The sequence below is a fragment of the Clostridium sartagoforme AAU1 genome, assembly GCF_000401215.1.
GTDB lineage: Bacteria > Bacillota > Clostridia > Clostridiales > Clostridiaceae > Clostridium > Clostridium sartagoforme.
Window position 1 is genome coordinate 17,604 of record NZ_ASRV01000150.1, and the last position, 24,078, is coordinate 41,681.

The window sequence follows — 24,078 nt, forward strand, 5'->3', positions numbered from 1 at the left end:
ATACTTTCTAGCCACATTTATTGCTTATTACTTAAATATACTTATCTAAATTATTCTAATCCTAAAATATCATTTATATTAATTAATAGCTCTTGTATTTCTTCCATTTTGCAATCTGCCATATGAGCAATTCTAAAAGTTTTATCTTTTAAACTTCCATATCCATTAGATATTTGGAAGCCTCTCTTTGCTAATTCTTTATTTAAAAATGAAACATCTATTTCTCTGTTATTTTTAACAGTTGTTAAAGTATTAGATAAATAATTCTCATCTGGAAATAATTCAAAATACTTTTTCGCCCATTCCCTAACTACTTTTGCCATTTCTAAATGTCTTGCAAATCTATTTTCTAAGCCCTCCTTATTTAATATATAGTCTAGTTGATAATCTAGAGCATACATATGTGATATAGAAGGTGTTGATGGATATTGATAATCCTTCTTTTGTATATACTTATATAGTGATAACAAGTCCAAATAAAAACCTCTGTTAGGAACTTTCTCTGCTCTTTCTTTTGCCTTATTTGAAAAAGTGCATATTGCCATTCCAGGAGGCAGCCCTATTGCCTTTTGAGTTGAAGTTATACAAATATCTATTCCACATTTATCGACTTCTATCTTTGTTCCTGCTGCTGAACTTACTGTATCTACTATAAAAATAATATCAGAATATTTCTTTATGACTTCTCCTATTTTATCTATTGGATTCATAACTCCTGTAGATGTTTCATTATGAGTTACTGCTACCAAATCATAATTACCAGTTTTTAATACCTTATCAACCATTTCAGGCGTAACAGCTTTTCCCATTTCTACTTCAAACAAGTCTGCAGAAACATTATTCGAAGTCGCCATTTCATACCATCTCTTTCCGAATGCCCCAACGGAAAATACAGCTGCTTTCTTTGCTGTACAGCATCTTATAGCTCCTTCCATAAGTCCACTACCTGATGTAGTTGAAAGTAATATTTCACTTTCTGTGAAAAAAACCTTTCTTAAATTATTGCTTATTCTTCTTTGAAGCTCAGAAGCTTCTTTGCTTCTATGACCAATCATAGGTCTTGCCATTTGTTCTAAAACATCTGGCTTAACTTCTACTGGCCCAGGAATAAATAGCTTTTTATGCATTATGACTCTCCCCCATTATATTTTTATTTATTGCTTAATTTTATTATTGATAATTTTACTACTTTTTCGAATTATTAACAACTACTTTGTTAATAATTTACTAACTTTTTATCATATTATGTAATTATCATTAATTTGAACACTAGTTTAATAAATTGCAGAACAACTTATTTTAATTGATAGCTGAAGATACTTTACTCCGTAAAACTCAAGTGAAATAATTAAAGTCCATCAACTTCAGGCAATCTTCAGTAGATGGACTTTAATACTAAGTTCAGTAATTGTTAATCATTAATTATTAACTATTTTTCTATTGTTTATTATTTTTTAAAATATCTCTTATTTCTGTTAATAGCTCTTCTTCCCTTGTCTTTTTATCTTCCTGTGGTTTTGATTCTTCTTGTTTCTTTTTATTTAATTTATTTATAATCTTAATAAATATAAATACAGATAGAGCAATTATTATAAAGTCAACTACATTTTGTATAAATAATCCGTATGATATTACTATAGCATCACTGACACCTGGTACTGCCTCTTTTAAAGTATATGTAAGATCTTGAAAGTTAACTCCTCCTGTTAAAAGTCCGATTGGAGGCATTATTATGTCTTTAACTAATGATGAAACTATTTTATTAAAAGCTCCCCCTATAATAACTCCAACTGCTAAATCTAGTACATTTCCTTTCATTGCAAAATCTTTAAATTCACTTATGAATTTTTTCCCTTTTTCTTTCATTTAATTTCCTCCTTTAAATCACTTACTTTTCAAAAGTTAATATAGACTCTGTTTCTCTACAATATTTTACACATATACATTGTCCTAAATGTCTTGGGCACTTATAACATAGACATGTTTTATCATTACCACTACATCCTTTTTTATACTCAGGACAATACTTACAATTTACTCCATTTCCTACTGGCATAGATACACCCCCCAATCTTATTATACTTTTATTCTATTACAGCCTTACTTTAGTTAACAGTTGTAATAAAATGCGAAGCATTTTTCAGTTCACAGTTCACAAGGCACAGTTTACAGTTGTTTTGATTTTATAGGTAACAGGGAACAGGTATCAGGGAACAAGCTCAATTATAGTCTGCTACACCTAACTAAGTTTTTAATGTCCCTCATTAATTATTTTTTACCAATAACTTAATTCATTATTAATTTAAATTCTTAATATAAGTTGGCGAAGGTAAATAGACGGTGAAATAAGCATATAGCGAGAAATTAGAAGTACTTGATGAAGGAAGAACTACTTTGCCTTAGTGTTGTTGGTTCGTCTGAGCGCAGCGAGTTTAACCAAAACTCTTGGCATAGTAGTTCTCCGAGCCTAGTACTTCTTTGCGTAGCTATTTAGCTTATGAAACATATCTATTTATCGTAGCCTTTATATTCGCATTTTATAACAAAGTATTAGTAACCTATTTTTATTATCACCATATACTAATCTCATAAGAGGCTTTTCACTCATTAGTAGACTGAAAAACTTTTAACTCCCATCTATATAAACTTTTGGGAACTCTATTGTTCCCTCTCTCATTAAAATAAAAGAGATTCAAGCAATCCTGAATCTCTTTTTATTTTATAGAAATAGTTGAAATATTACAAGGAATATAACTCCAGGTATCCCTAAGAATCCTGCAATTAATGCTGTTACAGCATTTATCCCTATTGAAAAACCAAAATAAGAGCCTAAAATATTAGTAAAGTATAATAAAACTATACCTATAATTCCGTTTAGTAAAATTTTTAACGGCCATTTTAAAAATTTTATTAATAAATACAATAACACTAATCCTATTAATCCATATAATATCATATTTAAATCCATATAAATCCCCTCCATTTAATATTATGCATTATTTAATAATAATATTAATCTATTTTTCTTAACTCTCTTTGTTTTGCCATAGTTATCAGATAATTATATCTAGTCTTTGCTACATCTTCGGCGTGAATTGCTAGTTCAATTAGTTGAGGATCACTTACAGAATTAAATAATGACCTTGCTACTTCCATCTCTATTACAGTTTCTTTAATAGCACTTAATAATTCTAAATCTTCCTCACTATATTCTAACTTATTTTTTTCTACATTTTGCATTAATAAATTTAAAATTGCTTTCTTATTCACTTTGACCCCTCCCAAATATTCTATATTAAATTAATTCCCATAATTTAACAATAATATTCAAGAGAATAACTTTTTTATTACATAAGAGGGGCAAATACTCTTAGTAAAGCTGTTATAAATTTATTAGACCACTTTACTTGGTGACAATCTTCTATTGTTATTAACCTACAAGATTCTAATGTTTTTATAAAATCTTCTTTAATTTCTACAAGTGATTTTGTTTTGTAAAGTAATACCCCACACTCAAAATGTAAATAAAGGCTTCTATAGTCCATGTTGATAGTTCCTATGACTCCAATTTCATCATCAGATACGAAGGTTTTTGAATGTATAAATCCTGGTGTGTACTCATATATTTTTACACCAGCCTCTATAAGTTGAGCATAGTAAGCCCTTGTAACCATATGGACATACCACTTGTCTTCCTTGTGTGGTGTAATTATTATAACTTCTACTCCATTTTTAGCCGCTAATGTTAATGCTGTCACTAATTCATTATCAACTATCAAATAAGGAGTTGTTATATATACATAATCCTTTGCCTTATTTATTATATTCAAATATACATTTTCCCCTACAGTCTCATCATCTAGAGGGCTATCTCCATAAGGCTGAACATATCCATCAGTTTCAAATACTTCTTTATAATTTACATAGGGTTTATATTTTTCATAATCATCTTTTTCTCCACAATTAAATTGCCATGACTGAAGAAACATCATAGTTAAATTCCAAACTGCTTCTCCTTTTATCATAAGTGCAGAATCTTTCCAATGACCAAATCTATTTATTTCATTTATATATTCGTCAGCTAAATTTATTCCGCCTGTAAAAGCCGTATGACCATCTATTACTGCAATTTTTCTATGATCTCTATTGTTCATTATTATTGATAGAAATGGTACAAATGGATTAAAAACTAAACACCTGATTCCCTTTTTCTTTAATTTTTCATTATATTTATATGGAAGCGTTCTAAGACATCCCATATCATCATATATTAATCTTACCTCTACACCTTCTTTTATTTTTTCTTCTAATATTTCTAATATACTATCCCACATTAGTCCTTCTTGAATTATAAAATATTCTAAAAATATATATTTTTGAGCCTTCTTTAATTCCTTTTTAAGTTCTTCGAAAAACTCTTCTCCAGGTGATAAGTATTTGGTAATTGTATTTTTATATATCGGACTTGCTGCATATTCATTTAAATATCTTATTTGATTTGCTATAGATTTATCTTCTTTTTGAATTTCATTTAAGATATGTTTATCCTGCATTAATAATGAGGATGTTTCATTATGTATATTTAACATTCTAGATCTAAATTTCTTAGTAGTCTTTTTCAAACCAAATAATAAATAGAACAATCCTCCAAATACAGGAACTAACAAAACAGGTACAATCCAAGCAAGCTTATAAGATGGATTATCTTTGGTACTAAAAATATATACAGCTGCTATTATACTTACTACCGAAAAAGCTGCATATAAATAAACAAACTCCTCAGTAACTTTCCATATAGCAAAAGTAAGTATTCCTAGTTGTAGTAGAATAAGTACCCCGACAATAATCATTCTACTAAATAAAAATTTCAATAAGTTACTCATACAGTCACCTTTCAATTATATTTTCTATATTTCTTTTCTTCCCTCCAGAGCTTTTGATAATGTTACCTCATCTGCATATTCTAAATCTCCACCTACAGGTATTCCTGATGCGATTCTAGTTACTTTTATATCTAAAGGCTTCAATATTCTTGATATATACATAGCTGTAGCTTCTCCTTCAATATTAGGATTTGTAGCTATTATAACTTCTTTAATATCTGCACTCATTCTTGCAACTAGCTCTCTTATTCTTATATCCTGTGGTCCCCTTCCTTGCATAGGGGATAGATTTCCGTGTAATACATGATATGATCCATTGTACTCTTTAACCTTTTCCATTGTCATGATATCTTTAGGTTGCTCTACGACACAAATTATATCTTTTTCTCTATTCGGATTTGAACATATTGCACAAGGATCTTTATCTGTAAAGTTACCACATATTGAACAATATCTTATGGTTCCTCTAGCCTTTACTAAGGCTTCTGAAAATTCTCTTACTTCATCTTCTGGAAGATTTAAAACATATAATGCTAATCTTTGAGCTGTTTTTTGTCCAATACTAGGTAACTTAGCAAACTCTTCAATTAACTTTTCTATTGCAACAGGATAAAAATCCATAAAATCATCCTTCCCATTATTTGAATATATAAAAAGGCGAAACAACTTCGCCCTTTCCCTTATAACTTTATTTATAAATTAATTGTTAACTTTTCCTTATTAATTATCCATTATTAATGACTACAAATAATTGTAAAACTTTAACCATTAATCGTTAATTGCTAAAACAGTCCTGGTATGTTCATTCCACCAGTTAATTTCCCCATTTTATTTGCACTTTCTTCTTCCGCTTTTCTTAGCGCTTCATTTACTGCACTTAAAATTAAGTCTTCTAGCATTTCAACATCATCTGCATCAACTACTTCTGGTTTTATATTAATTGAAACTACTTCTTTCTTACCATTTGCTTTTACAATTACAGCTCCACCACCAACTGAAACTTCAAATTCCTTAGTTTCAAGGTCTTTTTGCATTTGCTCCATATCCCTTTGAAGTTTTTGTGCTTGCTTCATTAGGTTGTTCATATTTCCTCCGCCAAATCCGCCTGGAAATCCTCCCTTTGCCATAAAAAATCCTCCTTTTTATCTCTTCTATCTTTTTATCTTTTATAAAAACCTATTAACTATTATATAGTATTTTACTTTACTTTTCTATATTTAGCCCATTATTTATATTAGTTTTCATTGTTATTATTATTTCTATTTATTCTTTTTATTCAATAGTTTTAAAATGCGAAGCATTTTTCAGTTCACAAGGCACAGTTTACAGTTGTTTTGATTTTATAGGTAACAGGGAACAGGTACCAGGGAACAAGCTCAATTATAGTCTGCTACACCTAACTAAGTTTTTAATGTCCCTCATCAATTATTTTTTACCAATAACTTAATTCATTATTAATTTAAATTCTTAATATAAGTTGGCCAAGGTGAATAGACGGTGAAATAAGATATAGCGAGAAATTAGAAGTACTTGGTGAAGGAAGAACTACTTTGCCTTAGTGTTGTTGGTTCGTCTGAGCGCAGCGAGTTTAACCAAAACTCTTGGCATAGTAGTTCTCCGAGCCTAGTACTTCTTTGCGTAGCTATTTAGCTTATGAAATATATCTATTTATCGTAGCCTTTATATTCGCAATTTAAAACTATTATTCATCTAAAATATCTACTATATCAGACCCTAAAGTTTCTAAAAGCATATCTGCTGTTGATTTCTCATCACTTGAACTTTCTTCTACTTCAAACATAACTTTTATATCTTCTCTAAATATTTCTGCTAATACTTCTTGTATTACAGATTTGTACTCAGGCTTTTCCAATCTATCTTTATTGAATTTATATTGATCCTCATACTCTATAGTTAGAATTCCATTTTTACATTCTACAGGTTTTCCAGTAAGAATAGATGCATATACTATCATTGCTCTTCTAGCCTTAAACCTTTCTAAGATATCTTTCCATGACCTTTGTATATCATTTAATGTTACTTTTGAATTTTCATTTGCTACAACATTACTGGTTGTTATTCTTTTGGTTTCTCTAACTGGCTGCCTTTTTGTTACTTCCTCTTTACTATTTACTTTATCAGTAGTATTACTTACTACCTTAAGGCTTCCATTTTTCAATCCTTCTTCTAATTTATTTATTCTAGTTAATATAACTTCATTTGATGTGTCATACTCAATTTTACACATTTTAATTATCGCTAACTCCAAATATAATCTTGCTTGTTTACTTATTTTAGCATTAGATTCTGTTTCTTGAAGAATTCTTATATATCTCATTACTTCTTCTGCTCTAATTTTACTAGCTTGCTCTTTTATTAGTAATATATTTTCTTCTGACATATCTAATACTTCTTCTGGGTTATTAGTAACCTTAGCCATTAAAATATTTCTGTAATGTGCTATTAAGTCTTTTATAAATAAATAAATATCCTTTCCTGCATAAACTACTTCATCTATTATACTTATTGACTTTTCTATATTTCTTTGAGTTACAGAATTGGTTAAATTAAATAAACTATCATTAGTTACAAGTCCAAGCATACTTACAAGAACATCATATTGTACTGCTCCATTTCCCATAGATATTGCTTGATCTAAAATACTAAGTGCATCTCTCATTGCTCCATCTGATACTCTTGCAATTAAGTTTAAACTTTTATCGTCTGCAAGCGCATTTTGTTCATTAACAATTTTTTTAAGTCGCTCTGTAATTTCATTATTATTTATTCTTTTAAAATCAAATCTTTGGCATCTAGATAATATAGTTATTGGAAGTTTTTGCGGATCTGTGGTGGCTAAAATAAATACTACATTACTCGGCGGCTCTTCTAAAGTCTTTAAAAAAGCATTTACTGCACCAATAGATAACATATGAACTTCATCCATTATATAAACTTTATGTCTTGCTTCTTGTGGTGGATACTTTACATCATCTATAATATCCCTAATTTTATCAATACCATTATTTGAAGCTGCATCTAATTCAGTAACATCAATTGCTAAACCTTCATTTATTTTCCTGCACATATCACATTCATTACAAGGCTCTCCATCTTTTAAGTCTAAACAATTTAAAGCTTTAGCAAATACCTTAGCTGTTGTTGTTTTTCCTGTTCCCCTTGTTCCACAAAAAAGATATGCATGAGCAATTCTATTGTTTAATATTTGATTTTTAACTGTTGTAGTTATATGTTCTTGACCAACAATATCATAAAAGTTTTGTGGTCTCCATTCTCTATATAAAGCTGTATATCCCATGAATTACCCTTCCTTATGTTAGTTTCTTTATTTATATTATAGACTAAAGAACAATAATAATGAATAATGAATAAATTAAAAATTATTCAAGTTCTGATTCTAGTTCAAATTCGATGTTCGATAATGTGTCATTAAGAAAAGACGCTTTTTCATTATAATTGCTGTTTAGAAAATGCGAATACAGTATATCCACCACTACTAGCATAGGGAATTGCGGAGATATTACATTTCCTATAGCTAAATTTTTAGTTACAGCAATTAAAACTATTTCATCACAGAAATCATGAAGAGAAAAGTCATTATTGGAAGTTATTATAATTGTTTTTGCTTTTCTTAATTTAGCTTCCTTTAATGAGTTTAATACTATCTTAGTCTTACCACTTACAGTAAATCCAATTACCAGAGTATCTTCATCTATTAGAACTGAATTCATTTGCATTATATGTGCATCTACTACAGATTCCACATTTAATCCTAATCTCATAAACCTTATTTTAAACTCCATAGCTACAATTCCAGAACTTCCAATTCCATATACATACACCTTTTTATATTTTAGAAGCATTTCGGAAATTCTTTTAAGCTGAGCTTCATCTGTAAGAGTATAACTTTTATCTAAAAGTTTTTGATAAGTACTTAAAACATTCTTTTTTAGCTTCCCTACGTTTTGTATTTCCTCATTGAATGTCTGTTCATATCTATAAACAAATTCTCTATATCCTTTAAATCCACACTTCTGAGCAAATCTTGATAGGGATGCCTTTGACACAAATAACTTTCTGGAAATACTTTCTGCCGAAAAGTCTTGTTTTTTATTATTATGTATAAAAAAATCTGCAATTGTAGTTTCAGTATTTGTAAAGTTACTATATAAGGTTTCCATTAACGGTATTATACTTTTATCTTTACTTGGCATTTCTACTTAACCCCCGTTTATAAAGTTTTTTATAAATAAAGAAATCTATTTGGAATTACTTAATATCATAATACCAAATAGATTATCTTATTTAAAATTTATTTTATAAATTGTTATAATCGTTAAAGTTTACATCAATATCCATACCTATTTCAAACATTCTCTTCCATGGCGTTGTTATACTATTAATATTAAGTTTACAAACTTTTGATATATTAAGCTTATTATATTCTTTTAAAAGTAAGTCCCTTATAGTATTTTCTACATACATCTGCTTATCCTTGAAGTTGTAATAACTTATATCATTATTAGGAAGATACTCTTTTATAACTTCTTGCCTTACCTTGGATTGGTAAAGAACATCTTCAACTATACGATATATAAGATGCTTTATTTGACTTCCCTTATTTGAGCTTAAGCTATATATCCCTGAAGACAAAGCAGTTCCCAAGGTATTACAATTAGTATTCCATCCTGCATATGCTGTTAATTTAGATAAAACTCTACGCCTATCTAAATAATTTATTAAAGTTAAATCTCCACCATTAGCAAAAGCTGAATCACTCAATATTACCATTTTACCACTTTTTATATAACTTTCAATTTTATATACAAAGTCTAAAAGATTTCTATATGATGTATAAGTAAGATCAATATCTAAAATCTGATCTGAGGCTTCCTGCATATATTTTCCTGGGGAATTTATAGCTAATATCAAGTCAGCCTCACTAGAATTGTCAATTAGTTCCCCACCACAAACTCTTACATGATACTTAAGACTCTCATTCATAGGTCTATCTTCATATAAAGGAATTATATTAGGGCCAAACGTAGAAGAATAAAATGCATATATCTTAACAGTCCTACCTAAAAAGTCATTTAAGCATCTTGCTAGTAAAGAACTTCCTACCTCGTCTGCTCCAGGATATATATAAGATTTAAATTCAAGGTTTTTATTTTTTATAAAATCTAAAACTATTTTTTGTGAAATAGCCGTATATCCATATTCTGACGAATCATCTTGTGGAATAACTAAAAAATCCAAAGTTCCATCTTCTAGAAGCTTTGCTACTTCAATATTTATATATTCATTGAATTCTCTTCTACTCTCATAATCTAATACAATCTCTTTAGGAATCTTTATTGACTCTAACTCCTCTTCCTCTATTTTGTTAATTCCAGCCCTTAATCTTTTATCTATAAGATACTTACTTCTAAAGAGATTGTATCCATAATCAGCATAATAATCCGGCTCTTCTTCAGAAGAATTATATTGAGGAGATCTCATAATACAATTAAATGCATAAACTTTTATATTAGGATTAATTTCTTTTATTCTTCTTAAATTTTTAATATATCCTTCAGCTTCATCCTTAGTTAAATGATGTAATCTTGAAGGAATAAGTCCTCCATAAATAAGCATATCAATTGAAAGCACTGCATAACTACATTCTTTTGCATTTTCAAATACAAAGTCCCAAAGTTTTGATACTTGTCCTGGGGTTTTCTTGTCTCCTAATATATATTTATCAGGAGATATAAGTTTAATATCTTTCTTAGCCGATGTAATAAGTTTAGGAAAATCACTATTACAAGGTCTCTCATCTAATGGAATAAATAGTATATTCATCATTTTATTAAATTTATTGCCTGATCTAAGGCCTTCGCTCCATCTATTGTTCCATATATCCTCATATCAATTACTCCTAGTGGCTTCCCATCAAAACTATTTTGTATGTCTTTTACTGCAAATTTTAACTGTGGTGCTACAAGTACTACATCAACATCTTCCTTAGTATTCTTTGCTTCAGTGCTAGATAATGCCCATATTCTTGCTTCCATATTTCTTTCTAATGCAACCTTTTTCATTTTTTCTACAAGAATTGATGTAGACATTCCTGCATTACAAACTAATAAAATGTTCATCATATTATAAAGCCTCCTTATATAAATGCATAAATTTTTGTGCTAATATCTTAACCAGTTCTGCATTCATAAGCTGATCTTCTGCGTGTATAAGCAATAGAGATATATTAAGTGGATCTCCTGAAGCCTCCATTTGCACAAGTTCCATATGCTTTTTATGTCCTTGTACCAAATAATTATCAGCTTCCTCAAACATTTCCTCTAAAAGGTCGAAATCTTTGTTTTCACATTTATTTATTATCTCCATATACTGTGACTTTGCTGCTCCTACATTAGATATTATTTCAAATGCACTAAGCTCATTATTCTCCATAAATATTCTCCTTAACTATATTTTTTAAAACTTCTTTTATAGAAGGCATATAAAAATCTGCATTTCCAAGATTATGTTTACCTATAAAATATGATGTCTTTGAGTGTTTGAACATAGAACAATCACTTTCAGAATCTCCTATAGATATTATTTCTGCATTTGGATATATTTCTTTAAGTGCCTTTCCCTTAGAAACACCCTTGGGAATTATTTCTAATGTCTTATCTGAAGTTTTAATTGCATCAACATCATCAAAATTTTCTTCAATATATCTTCTAACATTATTTATTTCATTGCTATCCCCAATCATAAGAAATATTATTACTGGCTGATAGTAAATAACCTCTGTAAAGTCATCTAATATATTAGATGAATTATAGAATTCTCTTGGAAAATCAGCACCTCTTTCATTATGCCAGTATCTATTACTTATAGTATTTAGTTCCACTCTAAGATTTCTTTCCTTTATATATTCATATATCTTAAGAGCTGTTTTCTTATTTAATATTCTTCCTTTAATACTATTGTCATCCTGTAGCACAGCACCATTTTGAGAAATTCTATATTTTATATTTAAATCATATTTTTGAGCTATATGAATTATATCGTGATCCAATCTTCCAGTTACCACCACTACCTCGTAACCATCATCTTGTAAAACTTTAAGTAGGTTAAGAGTTTCTTGTCCTCCTATTATCTCATTCATTTCATTGATTAATGTGCCATCTAAATCTAGTGCTAAAACTTTAGTCATTATCTATCATCCTTTGCTTGTTTGTTATTGCCACGAAAGGCATATATATTAATACTGATATTATTAAAATGATTACAGCTATTAATGCTGATACTATATGTCCACCTGTAGCAAAGAAAGCACTTAAAACTGGTGGTGTCGTCCATGGAACCAATATATAAGTATGAGCCATTACTCCTAATGATGTTGTCAAGGTTCCTATTGCAAGTCCTACAAAAGTAGATAAGATCATTGGAATTATTAATATTGGGTTCATCACAACTGGAAGTCCAAACATTATCGGTTCTGAAATATTAAATAATGCTGGTATAAACCCTATCTTAGCAATTTTTCTATAATCTTCCCTACGAGATACTATAAAAATTGCAATAATAAGAGCAATCATATTTCCTGCGCCCCCCATAAATGCAACTGAATCTAAGAAAGGCTTAGTCATAATTGCTTGTAACGCTTGTCCAGCCGATGCTGCCTCAGCATTCTGTGTTAATGAAACAAGATATATTGGCTCTAAAATAGGATTAAAAATAAAGGCGGAATGTATTCCTAATCCCCAAAGCAACATATAAAGCAAATAAATTACTCCTAAACCAAATGTAGAATTAACAACATTTGTGAAAGGTGTTTGTATAGACTTAAATATAAGATCATTTAAAGGAAGTTCAAAGTAATTTGTAAACATCTTTAAGGTTCCAAATATTAGTAAAGTTATAATAACAGGTATTAATTTATTAAAAGATCTTGAAATTGATGGTGGTACACTATCTGGCATTTTTATAATCAAGGCATCAATATTTGATAACCCTCTTATAATTTCTACAGTTGCTATTGCAGAAATAAAAGCCATAAACATGGCAGCAGCTCCAGTATAATAAGTGTTTATATATTCTATTCCTAAATTTCCATCAAAATTTATTGGCATTAATATGAAAAGTACTACAACTGCTATAGATGGTGTAATTGAAGTCTCGGATTTATAATGTTCTGCTAAGGATTTAGAAGTTGTAAATGTTAAAAGTATTGCCATTATAGACATAGTTGCAGGAACTATAGAAGCTCCTAGCTCTGTAAGTTTAGTAAATGGCATTCCAAAAAGTTTATTTGTAAAACCATTTTCTCCAATAAATACGTTATTTATAAGTATAAAGAAAGATCCTGCAATCATAATAGGAAGTATTGCCACAAAACCATCTCTTATTGCAGATAAATACTTATTAGAAGCAAGTTTATTTGCTATAGGAAGAAAGATCTCTTCAATTTTATTCATAAATTTATTCATAATATTTCTACTCTCCTATCTTTTTTATCTCATTAATAAATTTCTCAGTTATAACTTTCGGACGAGTTATAATAGATCCAACTACCACACTATAGCATCCAAGTTCAAGTACGCGTTTAGCCTTTTCAGGTGTATCTATATTTCCTTCTGCAATAACCGGCTTCGAAACTGAATTAATAATATTTCTTATAAGTTCAAAGTCATTTGTATCTATATGAATACCTTTACTTTGAACTGTGTATCCTACTAATGTAGTTCCTATAAAATCAAAACCTATTTTATCAGCGTAAATAGCTTCATCATAAGTAGAACAATCTGCCATAAGTAATACATTGCCATATTTTTCTCTAATTTTATCAATGAATTCTTTCAAAGTAATATTACCAGGTCTTAATCGGTCTGTTGCGTCCAAAGCTATAATATCTACTCCTACTTCAATAAGCTCATCTATTTCTGTCATTGTTGGAGTAATATAAATATCACTATTTTCATAATCCCTTTTAACTATTCCTATAATTGGAACATCAACATTTCTTTTTATTTCTAATATATCCTGATTAGAATTAGCTCTAATCCCTACCGCTCCTCCTTGTACTGCTGCTTTAGCCATTCTCCCCATAATAAAAGATGAATGAAGTGGTTCATCTTCTAATGCTTGGCAAGATACTATTAGCCCTTTATTAATATTTTTCATATTATTCCCCCTATTATTTTACATAATAAAAAAGTACTTTTTCTTGAATTCATTTTAAGTTGTCCTGTATTTATTTTCAATTGATATCATTCATTTAGAAACTACTTTCTAACAAAGTTAAAAAAGCTCCATACTTTATATATAAAATAAAAATATAGTGAAATTAAATTCAGAAAAAACAAATAAGGATATTCCATTTTTATATAATAGAATATCCTTATTTCTAATTTATATGGTCTTTTTAATTATAATTATCTCAGTAATACAAATTAATACTCCTACAATACCAACCATTATAAATGATAACTCTAAATAAACTCTATCTCCTATGAACCCACATATAGGAAATAAAATTATCATCATTATAGAATAAAACATACTTTCAACCGAAATAATTGTTGCCCTTTGATTTGATTCCACCATAGAATTTATCAAATTACTACTTATCGGTTGAAGTATTGATGTTAAAAATCCTATTCCTAAGAAAAATACTATAGATAAATTCCCTTTGCCAATTCCCATAAAAATTGTAAATACACTTATACTAATTGAAATCATTATCCATCCTAAAGATTTATATTTCTTATATATTTTACTGCTTAAAATAGCTCCTAAAGATGAAAATATTCCATTAAATAAAAATATTATAGAAATACTAATCCTTGAATATTCCATATCATTAAATAATTGTTGCCCATAAAAATAAATGATTGCTGAAAAAGTATATATCAATGGAAAAAATATTAATATATTAAGAAGCCTTTTATTATTTTTAACTATATCTATAGATTGCCTTAAATGATTAATAATATTAATACTTTGATTTTCTTTTCTTATAACATCTACTTCAATAAACCTAGTAGAAAGAACTAATGATATTGATCCTATAACAACTGCTGTAATATAGCTAATAGAAAAATCTATTTGTGAAAGAATTCCTCCTATAAATACTGCCAACCCTTGTGATACCTCTATTATTAAGTTTATTTTTCCATTAACCTTTAAGAATTCTTCTTCTCTATCTAGCTTTTTAAGAGTATCATAAATTAATGCTTCTTCTGACCCTGAATTTAAGTTATATCCCCAAGCTGATAATATAAATCCTATTGCGAATCCCATAAAAGAATTAGAAAATAACATAATAATTGCAGAAATTAATGAGGTTATCCTCCCTATTATAATTATCTTCTTTCTCCCAAATAAATCAGCTAAAGCCCCTGTTGGTATTTCCGAAAGAAATCCAGTTATATGAAATATCCCTTCAAGCAACCCTATTTGAGCTAAGGTCATACCTTTAAATCCTAAGTATAATACCCATATTGCAGATGTTATATCAAAGGCTGAAAAAAACTTATATATATAATCATTTTTAATATTTACACTTAATCTATTCATTTAAATCAACTCCAAATCTTATATTTTTATGCATAATAAAAGACCCTATAAAAAAATGGGCCTGATTGGAGTTACTATATATATTACAAGTTATAGAATAGTTCCTTGTAATTCCCTACTAAAAAAGGGCATAGTAATCCAATTTTCAAAAAATACTGCTGTTTTTGAAATTGAACTACTAGATAATATCTCAAATTTTATTCCCTTTGTAGAAAACTTCATGGATCTATTCCTCCCTTCTTACTTTAAATATAATATATTAATAATATATCATATATCTCTATATATCAAGTTACTTTTATTCTTCATAATCAACAAGCGATTTAAAATAATTTAAAATATATTGATTCCTTAACTTAAAATAGATTGCTTTATAGTTCAATACTTTTTAAGATGATGTTAATTTCAACTTATGCTATAATGTAATAAAATTATTCACATTAGAAGGTGAAATTAAAATATAATTTAGAGGTGAGTACATGACTACAAATTTTATATCAAAGGCAGATAATTTATTTAAAGAGACATTAAATGATATTCTTGCAAATGGAGTAAGCACTGAAGGTCACAAGGTAAGACCAAAGTATAAAGATGGTACCCCTGCACATACAATATATATAAATCAAGTTGTTGAAAAATATGATATTTCTAAGGGAGATTTTCCTATTACCACCTTAAGACCTGTAGCATGGAAGTCAGGCATTAAAGAAATTTTATGGATATATCAGAAGGCATCTAATGAACTTTCAGTATTAGAGGAAATGGGTATTAATTGGTGGAGAGACTGGGAAGTTAATGATACAGGAACAATCGGTCAAAGATATGGTGCTACTGTAAAGAAATATGATTTAATGACTAGATTACTAGATGGATTAAAAAATGAACCTTATACTAGAAGACATATTATAGATTTATATCAGTATGCAGATTTCGAAGAAACTCCTGGCTTAAATCCTTGTGCTTTTCTTACTGTTTGGTCTGTTAGAGATGAATATCTTGATGTAACACTTCACCAAAGAAGTTCTGATTATTGTACAGCAGGACATATAAATAAGATCCAATATGTTGCCTTAATGATGATGGTAGCAAGACATGTTGGATTAAAGCCTGGTGTATTTATGCACGTTGTAGATAACTTACATATTTATGATAGACATGTAGAACAAGCAAAAGAATTAATAGAAAGAACTCCTAGTAACAAACACCCTCAATTAATACTTAAAGAAGGTAAGACAAATTTCTACGATTTTACTATTAATGATTTTGAAATAGTCGATTACGAACCTGTTAAACCACAACTAAAATTTGAATTGGGGATATAATATTATGATAAGCTTAATAGTTGCAATGGATAAAAATAATGGAATTGGAAATAAAAATAAGTTACTTGCTCATATTTCTGAAGACTTAAGGTACTTTAAAAAAGTAACTGATGGTCATACAATTGTAATGGGATATAACACATATATGTCATTACCTAAAAGGCCATTACCTAATAGAAGAAATATTGTTCTTACTACTAAAGATATAAAATTAGAAGGTGCTTTAGTAGTTAATTCTATAGAAGACTTATTAAAATTATTAAATACGGAAGATGAAACTTTTATATGTGGTGGTGCTAGCATTTATGATCAAATGCTTTCATATGCAGATAAGCTTTATATAACTCATATTTTTGCTGAATTCGAAGCTGACACATATTTCCCAGGAATTACGGAAGATTGGGAAATATCACAAAGTATTTGCCATAAGGAAAATATAAATCATAAATATCCTCATGTATTTACTATCTATACCAAAAAATCTTAATATATTTTTAAACTTAATATTCATAGAATTTAATTTCTATATATTAATAAAAAGAAAACGAGGGCATTCCATAAGGAATTCCCTCGCTTTCTTTGTCCTATTGTATGTTAATCCTATTGAAGAGTAACCTTTACTAAATAAATATTATATATTTATAAAACATTTATTTTTGTTCATTACATTAAAAAAACCCTTCTCTTGGTTAGAAAGGCCTAAAATTAAAACCGTGCACCTAGCTTTGACAGTAACTTATAGGCGTTACTATGTAGTTAGCTCTGGCAAGATTTATCCATATCACACGCAGTAATCGCTTATCGCTGCTTCCTTCCGGACCTGACGAGGTTCACGCACTTACGTCGTATGGGACCTTACCATCAACACCACTTGCATAGGCAGACCCTACAAGTTAAAGCCTAGGCTAGGAATTCAACCCCGCTATAGCGGATTGCGGGTTACAGGGCACCGCTGACTCCCCATCTAGCACGGCTATGGCGGAGAGAAGGGGATTTGAACCCCTGATAGAGTTTCCCCTATACACGCTTTCCAGGCGTGCTCCTTCAACCACTCGGACATCTCTCCATAATATAGTTATTTAATTTTAACTACTGCTATATATTATCATATACTAATTCATATTGCAACATTTAAAACTTTACCATATTTCTATTGATTATTATTTATTAATTTTTTAAATTTATACTTATATAATAATAAACCAAAAGATAAGTAAAGTTACCTATCCTTTGATTATATACAGATTAAATATTATATAGACTTTTTCTTATTACTTACTAAAAAATTAAAATTATTCCTAACAATACTCCTAATAAACTTACTATTTGAGCTGTTCTTAATCCCATGAACATTAAGCTATCAGTTCTTAGTCCTTCGATAAAAAATCTACCTATTGAATATAAAATCATATACCCTCCAAGTATGATTCCATCTTTTCCTTCCTTCTTTTTAAGAAGTACATATACTAATATTAAACAAACTAGTGTATTCCATATTGATTCATATAAAAATGTTGGATGATAATAAGTTCCCTTTATCAACATTCCATTTTGAATAAACTCTGGAAACTTGCTTATAAATTCTTTTGATACAGGACCTCCATGGGCTTCTTGATTCATGAAATTTCCCCATCTGCCTATTGCTTGTGCCAATATAACTCCAGGCATTATAACATCTACATATCTTAAAAAGTTTATCTTTTTATATCTTGCGAATATATATCCTGATAATAAAGCAGCTATAACCCCTCCATGTATGGCCATTCCACCATTTCTTACATTAATCACATCCATAAATGAGTGATAATTTTGATATTCAAACGCTACATAGTATAATCTCGCTCCAATTATTGATATTGGAAATGTAACTAAAAATGCATCTATTATAATATCATAATTTAGTTCTTTTTTCTTAGATAGAATGTATATTAACAGCATTGCTCCTAATACTCCAAGTGATATTATTATTCCATACCATCTTATTTCTAAACCAAATAATTCAAAAGCTACTGGATTCATCCTCTTTCCTCCTCTAATAGTAATTATTTTAATTATATTACTTCATAGGTAATTATACCAATTAAATATAAATAAAATATAAATAAATTATAAATTTATAAAATATAAAACTTAAGATTTATTTCTTTTTTTCGTAAAAAATGAAGTTAATAAATCACTACATTCTTGACTATAACACCACTTTATATCTACATACCAATTAAAAATATCATAATCAATTAAATTTATTACAGATCCGCAAGCCCCCATATCCTTGTTAAAAGTCCCTATAAATACTCTTGATATTCTACTTTGTGCTATTGCTGATATACACATAGGGCAAGGTTCTAAAGTTACATACATATCACAGCCTGATAATCGCCAATTATTTAACTTTTTACAGGCCTCTTCTATTGCTAATATTTCTGCATGAGCTGTTGGCAAACTTAAACTTTCCTTCAAATTATGTTGCCTTGCTATAACTTCACCATTCTTAACTATAACTACTCCAACAGGTACTTCTCCCTTATAATATGCAGTTTTTGCTTCTTCTATTGCAATATCCATGTAATCCATATATTTTCTCCCAATAAAAGATAATGAAAAAATGAAAGAATGAAGGAATGAAAAAATTATGGTAAAAAATCCTTAGAGGATTTTAAAAAGGATATTTTCATCTACTTCAAGCAAGCTTCAGTAGATAGGGCTTCATACTAAGTTCAGTTATCGTTACACTCAACTTCACTAAGTATTCATTCCTACACCAACTAAACTTAAGCTTTACGTAGTAAAACATCCCCAACTCTTTCACTTTTTCACTCTTAACTTTTCACCTATAAATTGCTTCACAATTTATATCTAACCTGTTACTTGTTACCTGTTCCAGATTCCCTTATCCCATAAACTGTGAACCGTGAATTGTGCACTGTGAACTGATTAAGTAAATATTCTAACCTTTTTAATTCTATTTTTATCCACTTCTTCAACCACAAATCTAATATTATTAAGTTTAACTTCTTCTAATTGTTCAGGAAACCTTCCTAATTCTCCTATTACCAATCCACCTACAGAATCAAACTCTTCAGATTCCATAGCAACACCTATCAAATCTCCTATATGATCTAGTCTAGCACTTCCATCAACTATATATTCATCTTCCTTAACTACAACTATATCGCTATTTTCGTCATCATATTCATCTTCGATTTCTCCTACAACTTCTTCAATTAAGTCTTCTATAGTGACTATACCAACATTTCCACCATATTCATCTAGTACAACTGCCATATGATTTCTATTCTTTTTCATTTCATTAAACAACTCTGTAATTTTTTTGAATTCAAAAGTATAATAAGGTTCTCTCATGTAATCTGAAACCTTAAAATTTTCTTTACTTTGAGCTGCTATTATTAAATCTTTAACATTTAGTACTCCTATAACATCATCTATATTTTGATTATAAACTGGTATTCTTGAGAATTGCTCAGTTTTAATAACATTTATGACTTCATCATAAGTAGAATTAATATCTACTGCTACTACATCAACTCTTTGAACCATAACATCTTTAACTTGAGAATCTGCAAATTCAAAGACATTAAATATCATTTCTTTTTCTACATCCTCAAGCACACCTTCCTCTTCACTAACTCCTACCATTGTCTTTAATTCTTCTTCAGTTATAAATGGTTCATTAGCTTTTGGATCTCCACCTAAGATTTTTATAAATAACCCCGATATAGCTGAAAATACAACTACAAAAGGTCTAAATAATTTCACTATTACATTTATAGGTTTACTTACCTTCAACGCTACACTTTCTGAGTTTTGTTTAGCTATAGATTTTGGAGTTATTTCACCAAATATAAGAACTAATATAGTCATTACAATAGTCACAACACCAACTGAACCTTCTCCAAAAGCCTTAACAGCAACTGATGTTGCTAATGCAGAGGCACCTATGTTGACTACATTATTTCCTATTAATATTGCTCCTAATAACCTACTTGGATCTTCTGCAAGCTTTTCAACTAGCTTTGCTCCTTTAACTCCTTCTTCTACCATATGTCTTATTCTAATTTTACTTAGTGCCATTAAGGCAGTTTCTGACATAGAGAAAAATCCTGACATCAACAATAATATTACTAATAATACTATCTGCCACGTATAACTCTCCAAATTAATTCACACTCCTAAATTAAATATTTTTATTTTATTATATCATATATTAAAATCCATAATTTATTTTAATATAACTTCCAATAAATATTCTATACTATATGATATTTGCCATATATAACTTATATAATTAAAATTTTTTATTTATATAAAAAATCTATCTTTTAATTCACAGCTAATAATATTTTATCCACAACTTAGCTTCATTTTCATGTATATCCTGTGTATAACCTTGTAAATTATCTACATTACTAAATTTTACTTAAAAAACTAAGCATATACTGAATACTATCATTTTTATTACACAGAATAAAGTGGAAAGGTGGTGAAAAAATGAAAAGATTTCTTTCAGCATTTTTAATATCCTTTTATTTGATTTTTAATACAATTGGGTTAAAGTGCGCTTTTTCTCAGAGTAATATATATGCACAAGGTATTTATACTTTATCTGATTTTAATACATCAAAAACTAGTACTTTCACTATTCAAAATGTTTCTAGAACTGAACATATGTATTTATTTGTTTTTGACGAAAACCTAGGTGTAGTAGAATTATTAAGATTACCACCTAATTCACCGAAAGTTGATACAGTCCCCATCGATCCTGACTATACCATATTACTAATTGGTAAAGGAGAGCTATATTTAACACCTATTAACGCTTAATAGTTATTTTGTTTTAAAAAAACTTAAAAATAAACTTCATAAAGTTTTGTGTCTTAAGTACAGAGAAAGGATTGATAATCATTATGAAGAAGTCTATTCTTACAATTTTATTCTCTATATATTTATCATTTAATATAATTGGTTTAATACCTGCACTAACTAATCCTAAAACCTATAAACAGGGCATTTATAGCTTATCCGATTTCAATATCTCGAAAAATAACACTTATTCAATTAGAAATTCTTCAAAAACTAATGATATCAGGGTGTTAATTTTTGATGAAAATTATCTTTTACTTCAAAACGTAAGTCTGCCTAAAAACACACTAGATATAGATACCACACTTCCACTAAAACCCGAATACTCATTAGTAGTGATTGGAAATGGAGAATTAACTATTACACCTAAACAGTCATGAATACTAAAGTTATTATTGGTATCATTGAAAGTTATTTAATATAGTATATTTTAATCACTGCTAAATTAATCTTTAAATTTTATATAAAAAACAAAAGCATTCAATCCTTTATATTACAAGGATTGAATGCTTTGTGGTATCCCCAACAGGAATTTTCTTATACATTTTTATATGTTGGTTTATATATATAATATATATGAAACCCTTTGTATTATCTGTGTTTATTATAAATAAACTATTTAATTATAACAAGTATTATTTTGATAAATATTGAATAATAGTCCCCTTTGTGTCCCTTATATTTTGTATTTAATTAGCTAAATCTTTTGCTGTTAATTTTTCTACATCATCATATTGATATTCATCTTTATTTTCTACTATTAATTTTAATATTTCTATACATCTAGCATTTGAATCTAAATCTAATGTCTTAAAAAATTCATATGCGCACAAAGGCTTTCCTTTGGCTTTATCTAATTTGTATTGAGGATGTGACGTTTCAAAGTTAGTATTGTGAGTATGTCTTGTAGATATTCTATAACCAACTGCTGTGTTAGATAATATTACTTGTTCTAATATTTTTTCATTTAAGGTCCATGCAGAATTATGATTCCCATTTGAATTAAATTCCGTATCTATATCATGAATAACATGATATTTTATATTAAAATGTGTTAATATCTTCATATAAAATATTAAATTATTTTTTGAACCTGTATTAAGAACATAAAAATCTTTATCTGGATAATACTTTTCCAATAATCCTCTAAATACTATTGCCTCAGTATCCCCCTCTACAAGGATAACTTCATCACAATAAAAAGCCTCGCATATATACGGATTAAATCTATTTACCATTTGAACAAAATCTTTATTTTCTTCTGACTGAAAAATATTATGTCCTACTTGATATGTAATTATATTCTCATCGACATCTTTTACTATTCTTACTAAAGAAGAATGTGGTTTAGATATATCAATCATTATTGGTGAATGTGTAGCACATAATATTTGAAATGGACTATTAGTAACTACATCATATAACTCTTTCCTTAATGCTCTTGATGCTTTGGGATGCATAAACAATTCTGGCTCTTCAAATAATATTAAAAACTCTTTCCTATTATTATTTGAATCATTCTTTAAAAAAGTAATAAAATTAAATAACGCTTGCCTTATTATTCCATGTCCATGCTGATTAATATTTTCTTTTCTATCTGTACCATCTCTTATAACATCAACTGAATGATTTGTTTTAAAAGCTTTTATTAATTCTATCCCGTCCTCATTCTTTTGTGATATCTTTAAATTTAAATTTGGAAATACATTATTAAATCTTTTGCTAATTCTTTCATTATACTTTAATATATCTTCTGCATTAGTAATCTTTTGCTGTAATTCGCTTATTTTAGTAACAGCCTCTTTATATTCTACACCAAAATTAGTTTCAATTTTCTTTAAATATTCCTTATCTATAATTTCATTGACTTTTTTTTCAAAGGATTCTGTTGTTTCTAGTGCATTTATAAAAATAGGTGTTGGTGCATACTTTGTAAATAGAGTATCTATACCTCCAAATCCATTTAGGACATAATCATTTATTTCCCCACTTGGGTTAAAAGTATACTTCTTAAATGTTTTGTCAACTTCATTCCAGATTTTCTTAATTTTTATTCTATTTTCTTTATCTACCCATTTATCAATCCAATCTGGCTCATTTTTAGAAAAATCTTTATTATCATTATCACTTTCTTCTTTTTCAAACTCCCCAATTATTTCAATAGGTGTTGAACTATCATAATTATAGAAATCTGACTTAGCAGCCTGTTGCTTTGAATTTACAAAAAATTCATATGCCCTTAAAAAAGTCGATTTTCCTACATCATTTTGACCTATCAAAAAAATTATATCTGAATCATCAAAATTAATAATATTTTTATCACCTTTTAATCCCCTAAAGTTTTTTACAGTTAGTTTTAATAGCTTCACTACGTTCTCCCCCTCATAAATCCTTTTGAT

The 24,078-nt window shown here is 28.6% G+C and carries 26 protein-coding genes, 1 tRNA gene and 1 other RNA gene; 4 read left to right on the plus strand and 24 right to left on the minus strand.

Features of this window, described 5'->3' with window-relative positions:
• Positions 1-50: 50 nt before the first annotated feature.
• The 18 genes from A500_RS11820 to A500_RS21750 all read right to left on the minus strand — a co-directional run bounded on the left by A500_RS11820 (position 51) and on the right by A500_RS21750 (position 15,698).
• Complete coding sequence (locus A500_RS11820) at positions 51-1,127, minus strand: pyridoxal-phosphate-dependent aminotransferase family protein (protein ID WP_016207824.1); 1,077 nt, start codon at positions 1,125-1,127, stop codon at positions 51-53.
• A gap of 310 nt (positions 1,128-1,437) precedes the next feature.
• Positions 1,438-1,866, minus strand: coding sequence for a large-conductance mechanosensitive channel protein MscL (gene mscL, locus A500_RS11825; RefSeq protein WP_016207825.1), 429 nt, complete (start codon positions 1,864-1,866; stop codon positions 1,438-1,440).
• 22 nt (positions 1,867-1,888) lie between these two features.
• A complete protein-coding gene (locus A500_RS20780) occupies positions 1,889-2,056 on the minus strand; it encodes a hypothetical protein (protein ID WP_016207826.1) in 168 nt (55 codons plus the stop codon).
• A 663-nt stretch (positions 2,057-2,719) separates the two neighbouring features.
• Complete coding sequence (locus A500_RS11835; protein WP_016207827.1) at positions 2,720-2,968, minus strand: pro-sigmaK processing inhibitor BofA family protein; 249 nt, start codon at positions 2,966-2,968, stop codon at positions 2,720-2,722.
• Between the two features lie 44 nt (positions 2,969-3,012).
• Positions 3,013-3,270, minus strand: a complete 258-nt coding sequence (locus A500_RS11840) for a DUF2508 family protein (protein ID WP_016207828.1) — start codon at positions 3,268-3,270, stop codon at positions 3,013-3,015.
• Between the two features lie 77 nt (positions 3,271-3,347).
• Positions 3,348-4,883, minus strand: a complete 1,536-nt coding sequence (cls, locus tag A500_RS11845; protein WP_016207829.1) for a cardiolipin synthase — start codon at positions 4,881-4,883, stop codon at positions 3,348-3,350.
• Between the two features lie 24 nt (positions 4,884-4,907).
• The gene (gene recR / locus A500_RS11850) at positions 4,908-5,504 is read right to left on the minus strand and encodes a recombination mediator RecR (RefSeq protein WP_016207830.1); all 597 of its coding nucleotides are present in this window, start codon (positions 5,502-5,504) and stop codon (positions 4,908-4,910) included.
• Between the two features lie 161 nt (positions 5,505-5,665).
• Positions 5,666-6,010 carry a YbaB/EbfC family nucleoid-associated protein gene (locus tag A500_RS11855; RefSeq protein WP_016207831.1) on the minus strand — a complete coding sequence of 115 codons (345 nt, stop codon included), beginning with the start codon at positions 6,008-6,010 and terminating at the stop codon, positions 5,666-5,668.
• Positions 6,011-6,585: 575 nt separating this feature from the next.
• On the minus strand, positions 6,586-8,202 hold the full coding sequence (gene dnaX / locus A500_RS11860; protein ID WP_016207832.1) for a DNA polymerase III subunit gamma/tau: 1,617 nt from the start codon (positions 8,200-8,202) through the stop codon (positions 6,586-6,588).
• Positions 8,203-8,284: 82 nt separating this feature from the next.
• A complete protein-coding gene (locus A500_RS11865) occupies positions 8,285-9,118 on the minus strand; it encodes a MurR/RpiR family transcriptional regulator (RefSeq protein ID WP_016207833.1) in 834 nt (277 codons plus the stop codon).
• 103 nt (positions 9,119-9,221) lie between these two features.
• Entirely contained in the window at positions 9,222-10,751 is a 1,530-nt protein-coding gene (locus A500_RS11870) for a DUF4127 family protein (protein WP_198010583.1), read from the minus strand.
• Positions 10,748-11,047, minus strand: a complete 300-nt coding sequence (locus A500_RS11875) for a PTS sugar transporter subunit IIB (RefSeq protein ID WP_016207835.1) — start codon at positions 11,045-11,047, stop codon at positions 10,748-10,750. Before A500_RS11875 ends, A500_RS11870 begins: the two co-directional genes overlap by 4 nt.
• Before the next feature lies 1 nt (position 11,048).
• On the minus strand, positions 11,049-11,357 hold the full coding sequence (locus tag A500_RS11880; RefSeq protein ID WP_016207836.1) for a PTS sugar transporter subunit IIA: 309 nt from the start codon (positions 11,355-11,357) through the stop codon (positions 11,049-11,051).
• Positions 11,347-12,111, minus strand: coding sequence for an HAD-IIB family hydrolase (locus A500_RS11885; protein WP_016207837.1), 765 nt, complete (start codon positions 12,109-12,111; stop codon positions 11,347-11,349). The genes A500_RS11880 and A500_RS11885 overlap by 11 nt, the downstream gene beginning before the upstream one ends.
• Positions 12,104-13,387, minus strand: coding sequence for a PTS sugar transporter subunit IIC (locus A500_RS11890; RefSeq protein ID WP_016207838.1), 1,284 nt, complete (start codon positions 13,385-13,387; stop codon positions 12,104-12,106). Before A500_RS11890 ends, A500_RS11885 begins: the two co-directional genes overlap by 8 nt.
• 7 nt (positions 13,388-13,394) lie before the next feature.
• Positions 13,395-14,081: an N-acetylmannosamine-6-phosphate 2-epimerase gene (locus A500_RS11895; protein ID WP_016207839.1), complete on the minus strand. Its 687-nt coding sequence runs from the start codon at positions 14,079-14,081 to the stop codon at positions 13,395-13,397.
• Between the two features lie 228 nt (positions 14,082-14,309).
• Positions 14,310-15,476 (minus strand): MFS transporter, encoded by a 1,167-nt coding sequence (locus tag A500_RS11900; protein WP_016207840.1) that lies wholly within the window; start codon positions 15,474-15,476, stop codon positions 14,310-14,312.
• A 90-nt stretch (positions 15,477-15,566) separates the two neighbouring features.
• On the minus strand, positions 15,567-15,698 hold the full coding sequence (locus A500_RS21750) for a hypothetical protein (RefSeq protein ID WP_278245126.1): 132 nt from the start codon (positions 15,696-15,698) through the stop codon (positions 15,567-15,569).
• A 257-nt stretch (positions 15,699-15,955) separates the two neighbouring features.
• On the opposite strand from A500_RS21750, the gene A500_RS11905 reads away from it, so the two are divergent.
• A complete protein-coding gene (locus tag A500_RS11905) occupies positions 15,956-16,798 on the plus strand; it encodes a thymidylate synthase (protein WP_016207841.1) in 843 nt (280 codons plus the stop codon).
• Positions 16,799-16,802: 4 nt separating this feature from the next.
• Positions 16,803-17,285 carry a dihydrofolate reductase gene (locus tag A500_RS11910; RefSeq protein ID WP_016207842.1) on the plus strand — a complete coding sequence of 161 codons (483 nt, stop codon included), beginning with the start codon at positions 16,803-16,805 and terminating at the stop codon, positions 17,283-17,285.
• 224 nt (positions 17,286-17,509) lie between these two features.
• Here A500_RS11910 and ffs read toward each other — a convergent pair.
• From ffs to A500_RS11930, 5 genes are all read right to left on the minus strand, one after another.
• Positions 17,510-17,771: signal recognition particle sRNA large type (gene ffs / locus A500_RS20035), an RNA gene on the minus strand.
• Positions 17,772-17,774: 3 nt separating this feature from the next.
• Positions 17,775-17,864: transfer RNA gene (locus A500_RS11915), tRNA-Ser, on the minus strand.
• Between the two features lie 212 nt (positions 17,865-18,076).
• Positions 18,077-18,817 (minus strand): prolipoprotein diacylglyceryl transferase, encoded by a 741-nt coding sequence (lgt, locus tag A500_RS11920; protein ID WP_016207843.1) that lies wholly within the window; start codon positions 18,815-18,817, stop codon positions 18,077-18,079.
• A 111-nt stretch (positions 18,818-18,928) separates the two neighbouring features.
• Positions 18,929-19,372, minus strand: coding sequence for a nucleoside deaminase (locus tag A500_RS11925; protein ID WP_016207844.1), 444 nt, complete (start codon positions 19,370-19,372; stop codon positions 18,929-18,931).
• A 360-nt stretch (positions 19,373-19,732) separates the two neighbouring features.
• Positions 19,733-20,974: an HlyC/CorC family transporter gene (locus tag A500_RS11930; RefSeq protein WP_040436817.1), complete on the minus strand. Its 1,242-nt coding sequence runs from the start codon at positions 20,972-20,974 to the stop codon at positions 19,733-19,735.
• A 333-nt stretch (positions 20,975-21,307) separates the two neighbouring features.
• On the opposite strand from A500_RS11930, the gene A500_RS11935 reads away from it, so the two are divergent.
• The gene (locus tag A500_RS11935; protein ID WP_016207846.1) at positions 21,308-21,640 is read left to right on the plus strand and encodes a hypothetical protein; all 333 of its coding nucleotides are present in this window, start codon (positions 21,308-21,310) and stop codon (positions 21,638-21,640) included.
• An 83-nt stretch (positions 21,641-21,723) separates the two neighbouring features.
• Positions 21,724-22,059, plus strand: coding sequence for a FimB/Mfa2 family fimbrial subunit (locus A500_RS11940; RefSeq protein WP_016207847.1), 336 nt, complete (start codon positions 21,724-21,726; stop codon positions 22,057-22,059).
• Between the two features lie 309 nt (positions 22,060-22,368).
• On the opposite strand, the gene A500_RS11945 is transcribed toward A500_RS11940, so the two are convergent.
• A complete protein-coding gene (locus A500_RS11945; RefSeq protein WP_016207848.1) occupies positions 22,369-24,048 on the minus strand; it encodes an ATP-dependent nuclease in 1,680 nt (559 codons plus the stop codon).
• Between the last annotated feature and the right edge of the window lie 30 nt (positions 24,049-24,078).

Excerpts from the sequence above, each read along its gene's own strand:
- A500_RS11905 (WP_016207841.1), top strand. The coding sequence starts at position 15,956 with ATGACTACAAATTTTATATCAAAGGCAGATAATTTATTTAAAGAGACA.
- A500_RS11900 (WP_016207840.1), bottom strand. The coding sequence starts at position 15,476 with ATGAATAGATTAAGTGTAAATATTAAAAATGATTATATATATAAGTTT.
- A500_RS11870 (WP_198010583.1), bottom strand. The coding sequence starts at position 10,751 with ATGATGAATATACTATTTATTCCATTAGATGAGAGACCTTGTAATAGT.
- mscL (WP_016207825.1), bottom strand. The coding sequence starts at position 1,866 with ATGAAAGAAAAAGGGAAAAAATTCATAAGTGAATTTAAAGATTTTGCA.
- lgt (WP_016207843.1), bottom strand. The coding sequence starts at position 18,817 with ATGAATCCAGTAGCTTTTGAATTATTTGGTTTAGAAATAAGATGGTAT.
- dnaX (WP_016207832.1), bottom strand. The coding sequence starts at position 8,202 with ATGGGATATACAGCTTTATATAGAGAATGGAGACCACAAAACTTTTAT.
- A500_RS11895 (WP_016207839.1), bottom strand. The coding sequence starts at position 14,081 with ATGAAAAATATTAATAAAGGGCTAATAGTATCTTGCCAAGCATTAGAA.
- A500_RS20780 (WP_016207826.1), bottom strand. The coding sequence starts at position 2,056 with ATGCCAGTAGGAAATGGAGTAAATTGTAAGTATTGTCCTGAGTATAAA.
- A500_RS11865 (WP_016207833.1), bottom strand. The coding sequence starts at position 9,118 with ATGCCAAGTAAAGATAAAAGTATAATACCGTTAATGGAAACCTTATAT.
- A500_RS11935 (WP_016207846.1), top strand. The coding sequence starts at position 21,308 with ATGAAAAGATTTCTTTCAGCATTTTTAATATCCTTTTATTTGATTTTT.
- A500_RS11940 (WP_016207847.1), top strand. The coding sequence starts at position 21,724 with ATGAAGAAGTCTATTCTTACAATTTTATTCTCTATATATTTATCATTT.
- A500_RS11855 (WP_016207831.1), bottom strand. The coding sequence starts at position 6,010 with ATGGCAAAGGGAGGATTTCCAGGCGGATTTGGCGGAGGAAATATGAAC.
- A500_RS11820 (WP_016207824.1), bottom strand. The coding sequence starts at position 1,127 with ATGCATAAAAAGCTATTTATTCCTGGGCCAGTAGAAGTTAAGCCAGAT.
- A500_RS21750 (WP_278245126.1), bottom strand. The coding sequence starts at position 15,698 with ATGAAGTTTTCTACAAAGGGAATAAAATTTGAGATATTATCTAGTAGT.
- cls (WP_016207829.1), bottom strand. The coding sequence starts at position 4,883 with ATGAGTAACTTATTGAAATTTTTATTTAGTAGAATGATTATTGTCGGG.
- A500_RS11885 (WP_016207837.1), bottom strand. The coding sequence starts at position 12,111 with ATGACTAAAGTTTTAGCACTAGATTTAGATGGCACATTAATCAATGAA.
- A500_RS11875 (WP_016207835.1), bottom strand. The coding sequence starts at position 11,047 with ATGATGAACATTTTATTAGTTTGTAATGCAGGAATGTCTACATCAATT.
- A500_RS11835 (WP_016207827.1), bottom strand. The coding sequence starts at position 2,968 with ATGGATTTAAATATGATATTATATGGATTAATAGGATTAGTGTTATTG.
- A500_RS11910 (WP_016207842.1), top strand. The coding sequence starts at position 16,803 with ATGATAAGCTTAATAGTTGCAATGGATAAAAATAATGGAATTGGAAAT.
- A500_RS11880 (WP_016207836.1), bottom strand. The coding sequence starts at position 11,357 with ATGGAGAATAATGAGCTTAGTGCATTTGAAATAATATCTAATGTAGGA.
- A500_RS11890 (WP_016207838.1), bottom strand. The coding sequence starts at position 13,387 with ATGAATAAATTTATGAATAAAATTGAAGAGATCTTTCTTCCTATAGCA.
- recR (WP_016207830.1), bottom strand. The coding sequence starts at position 5,504 with ATGGATTTTTATCCTGTTGCAATAGAAAAGTTAATTGAAGAGTTTGCT.
- A500_RS11925 (WP_016207844.1), bottom strand. The coding sequence starts at position 19,372 with ATGGATTACATGGATATTGCAATAGAAGAAGCAAAAACTGCATATTAT.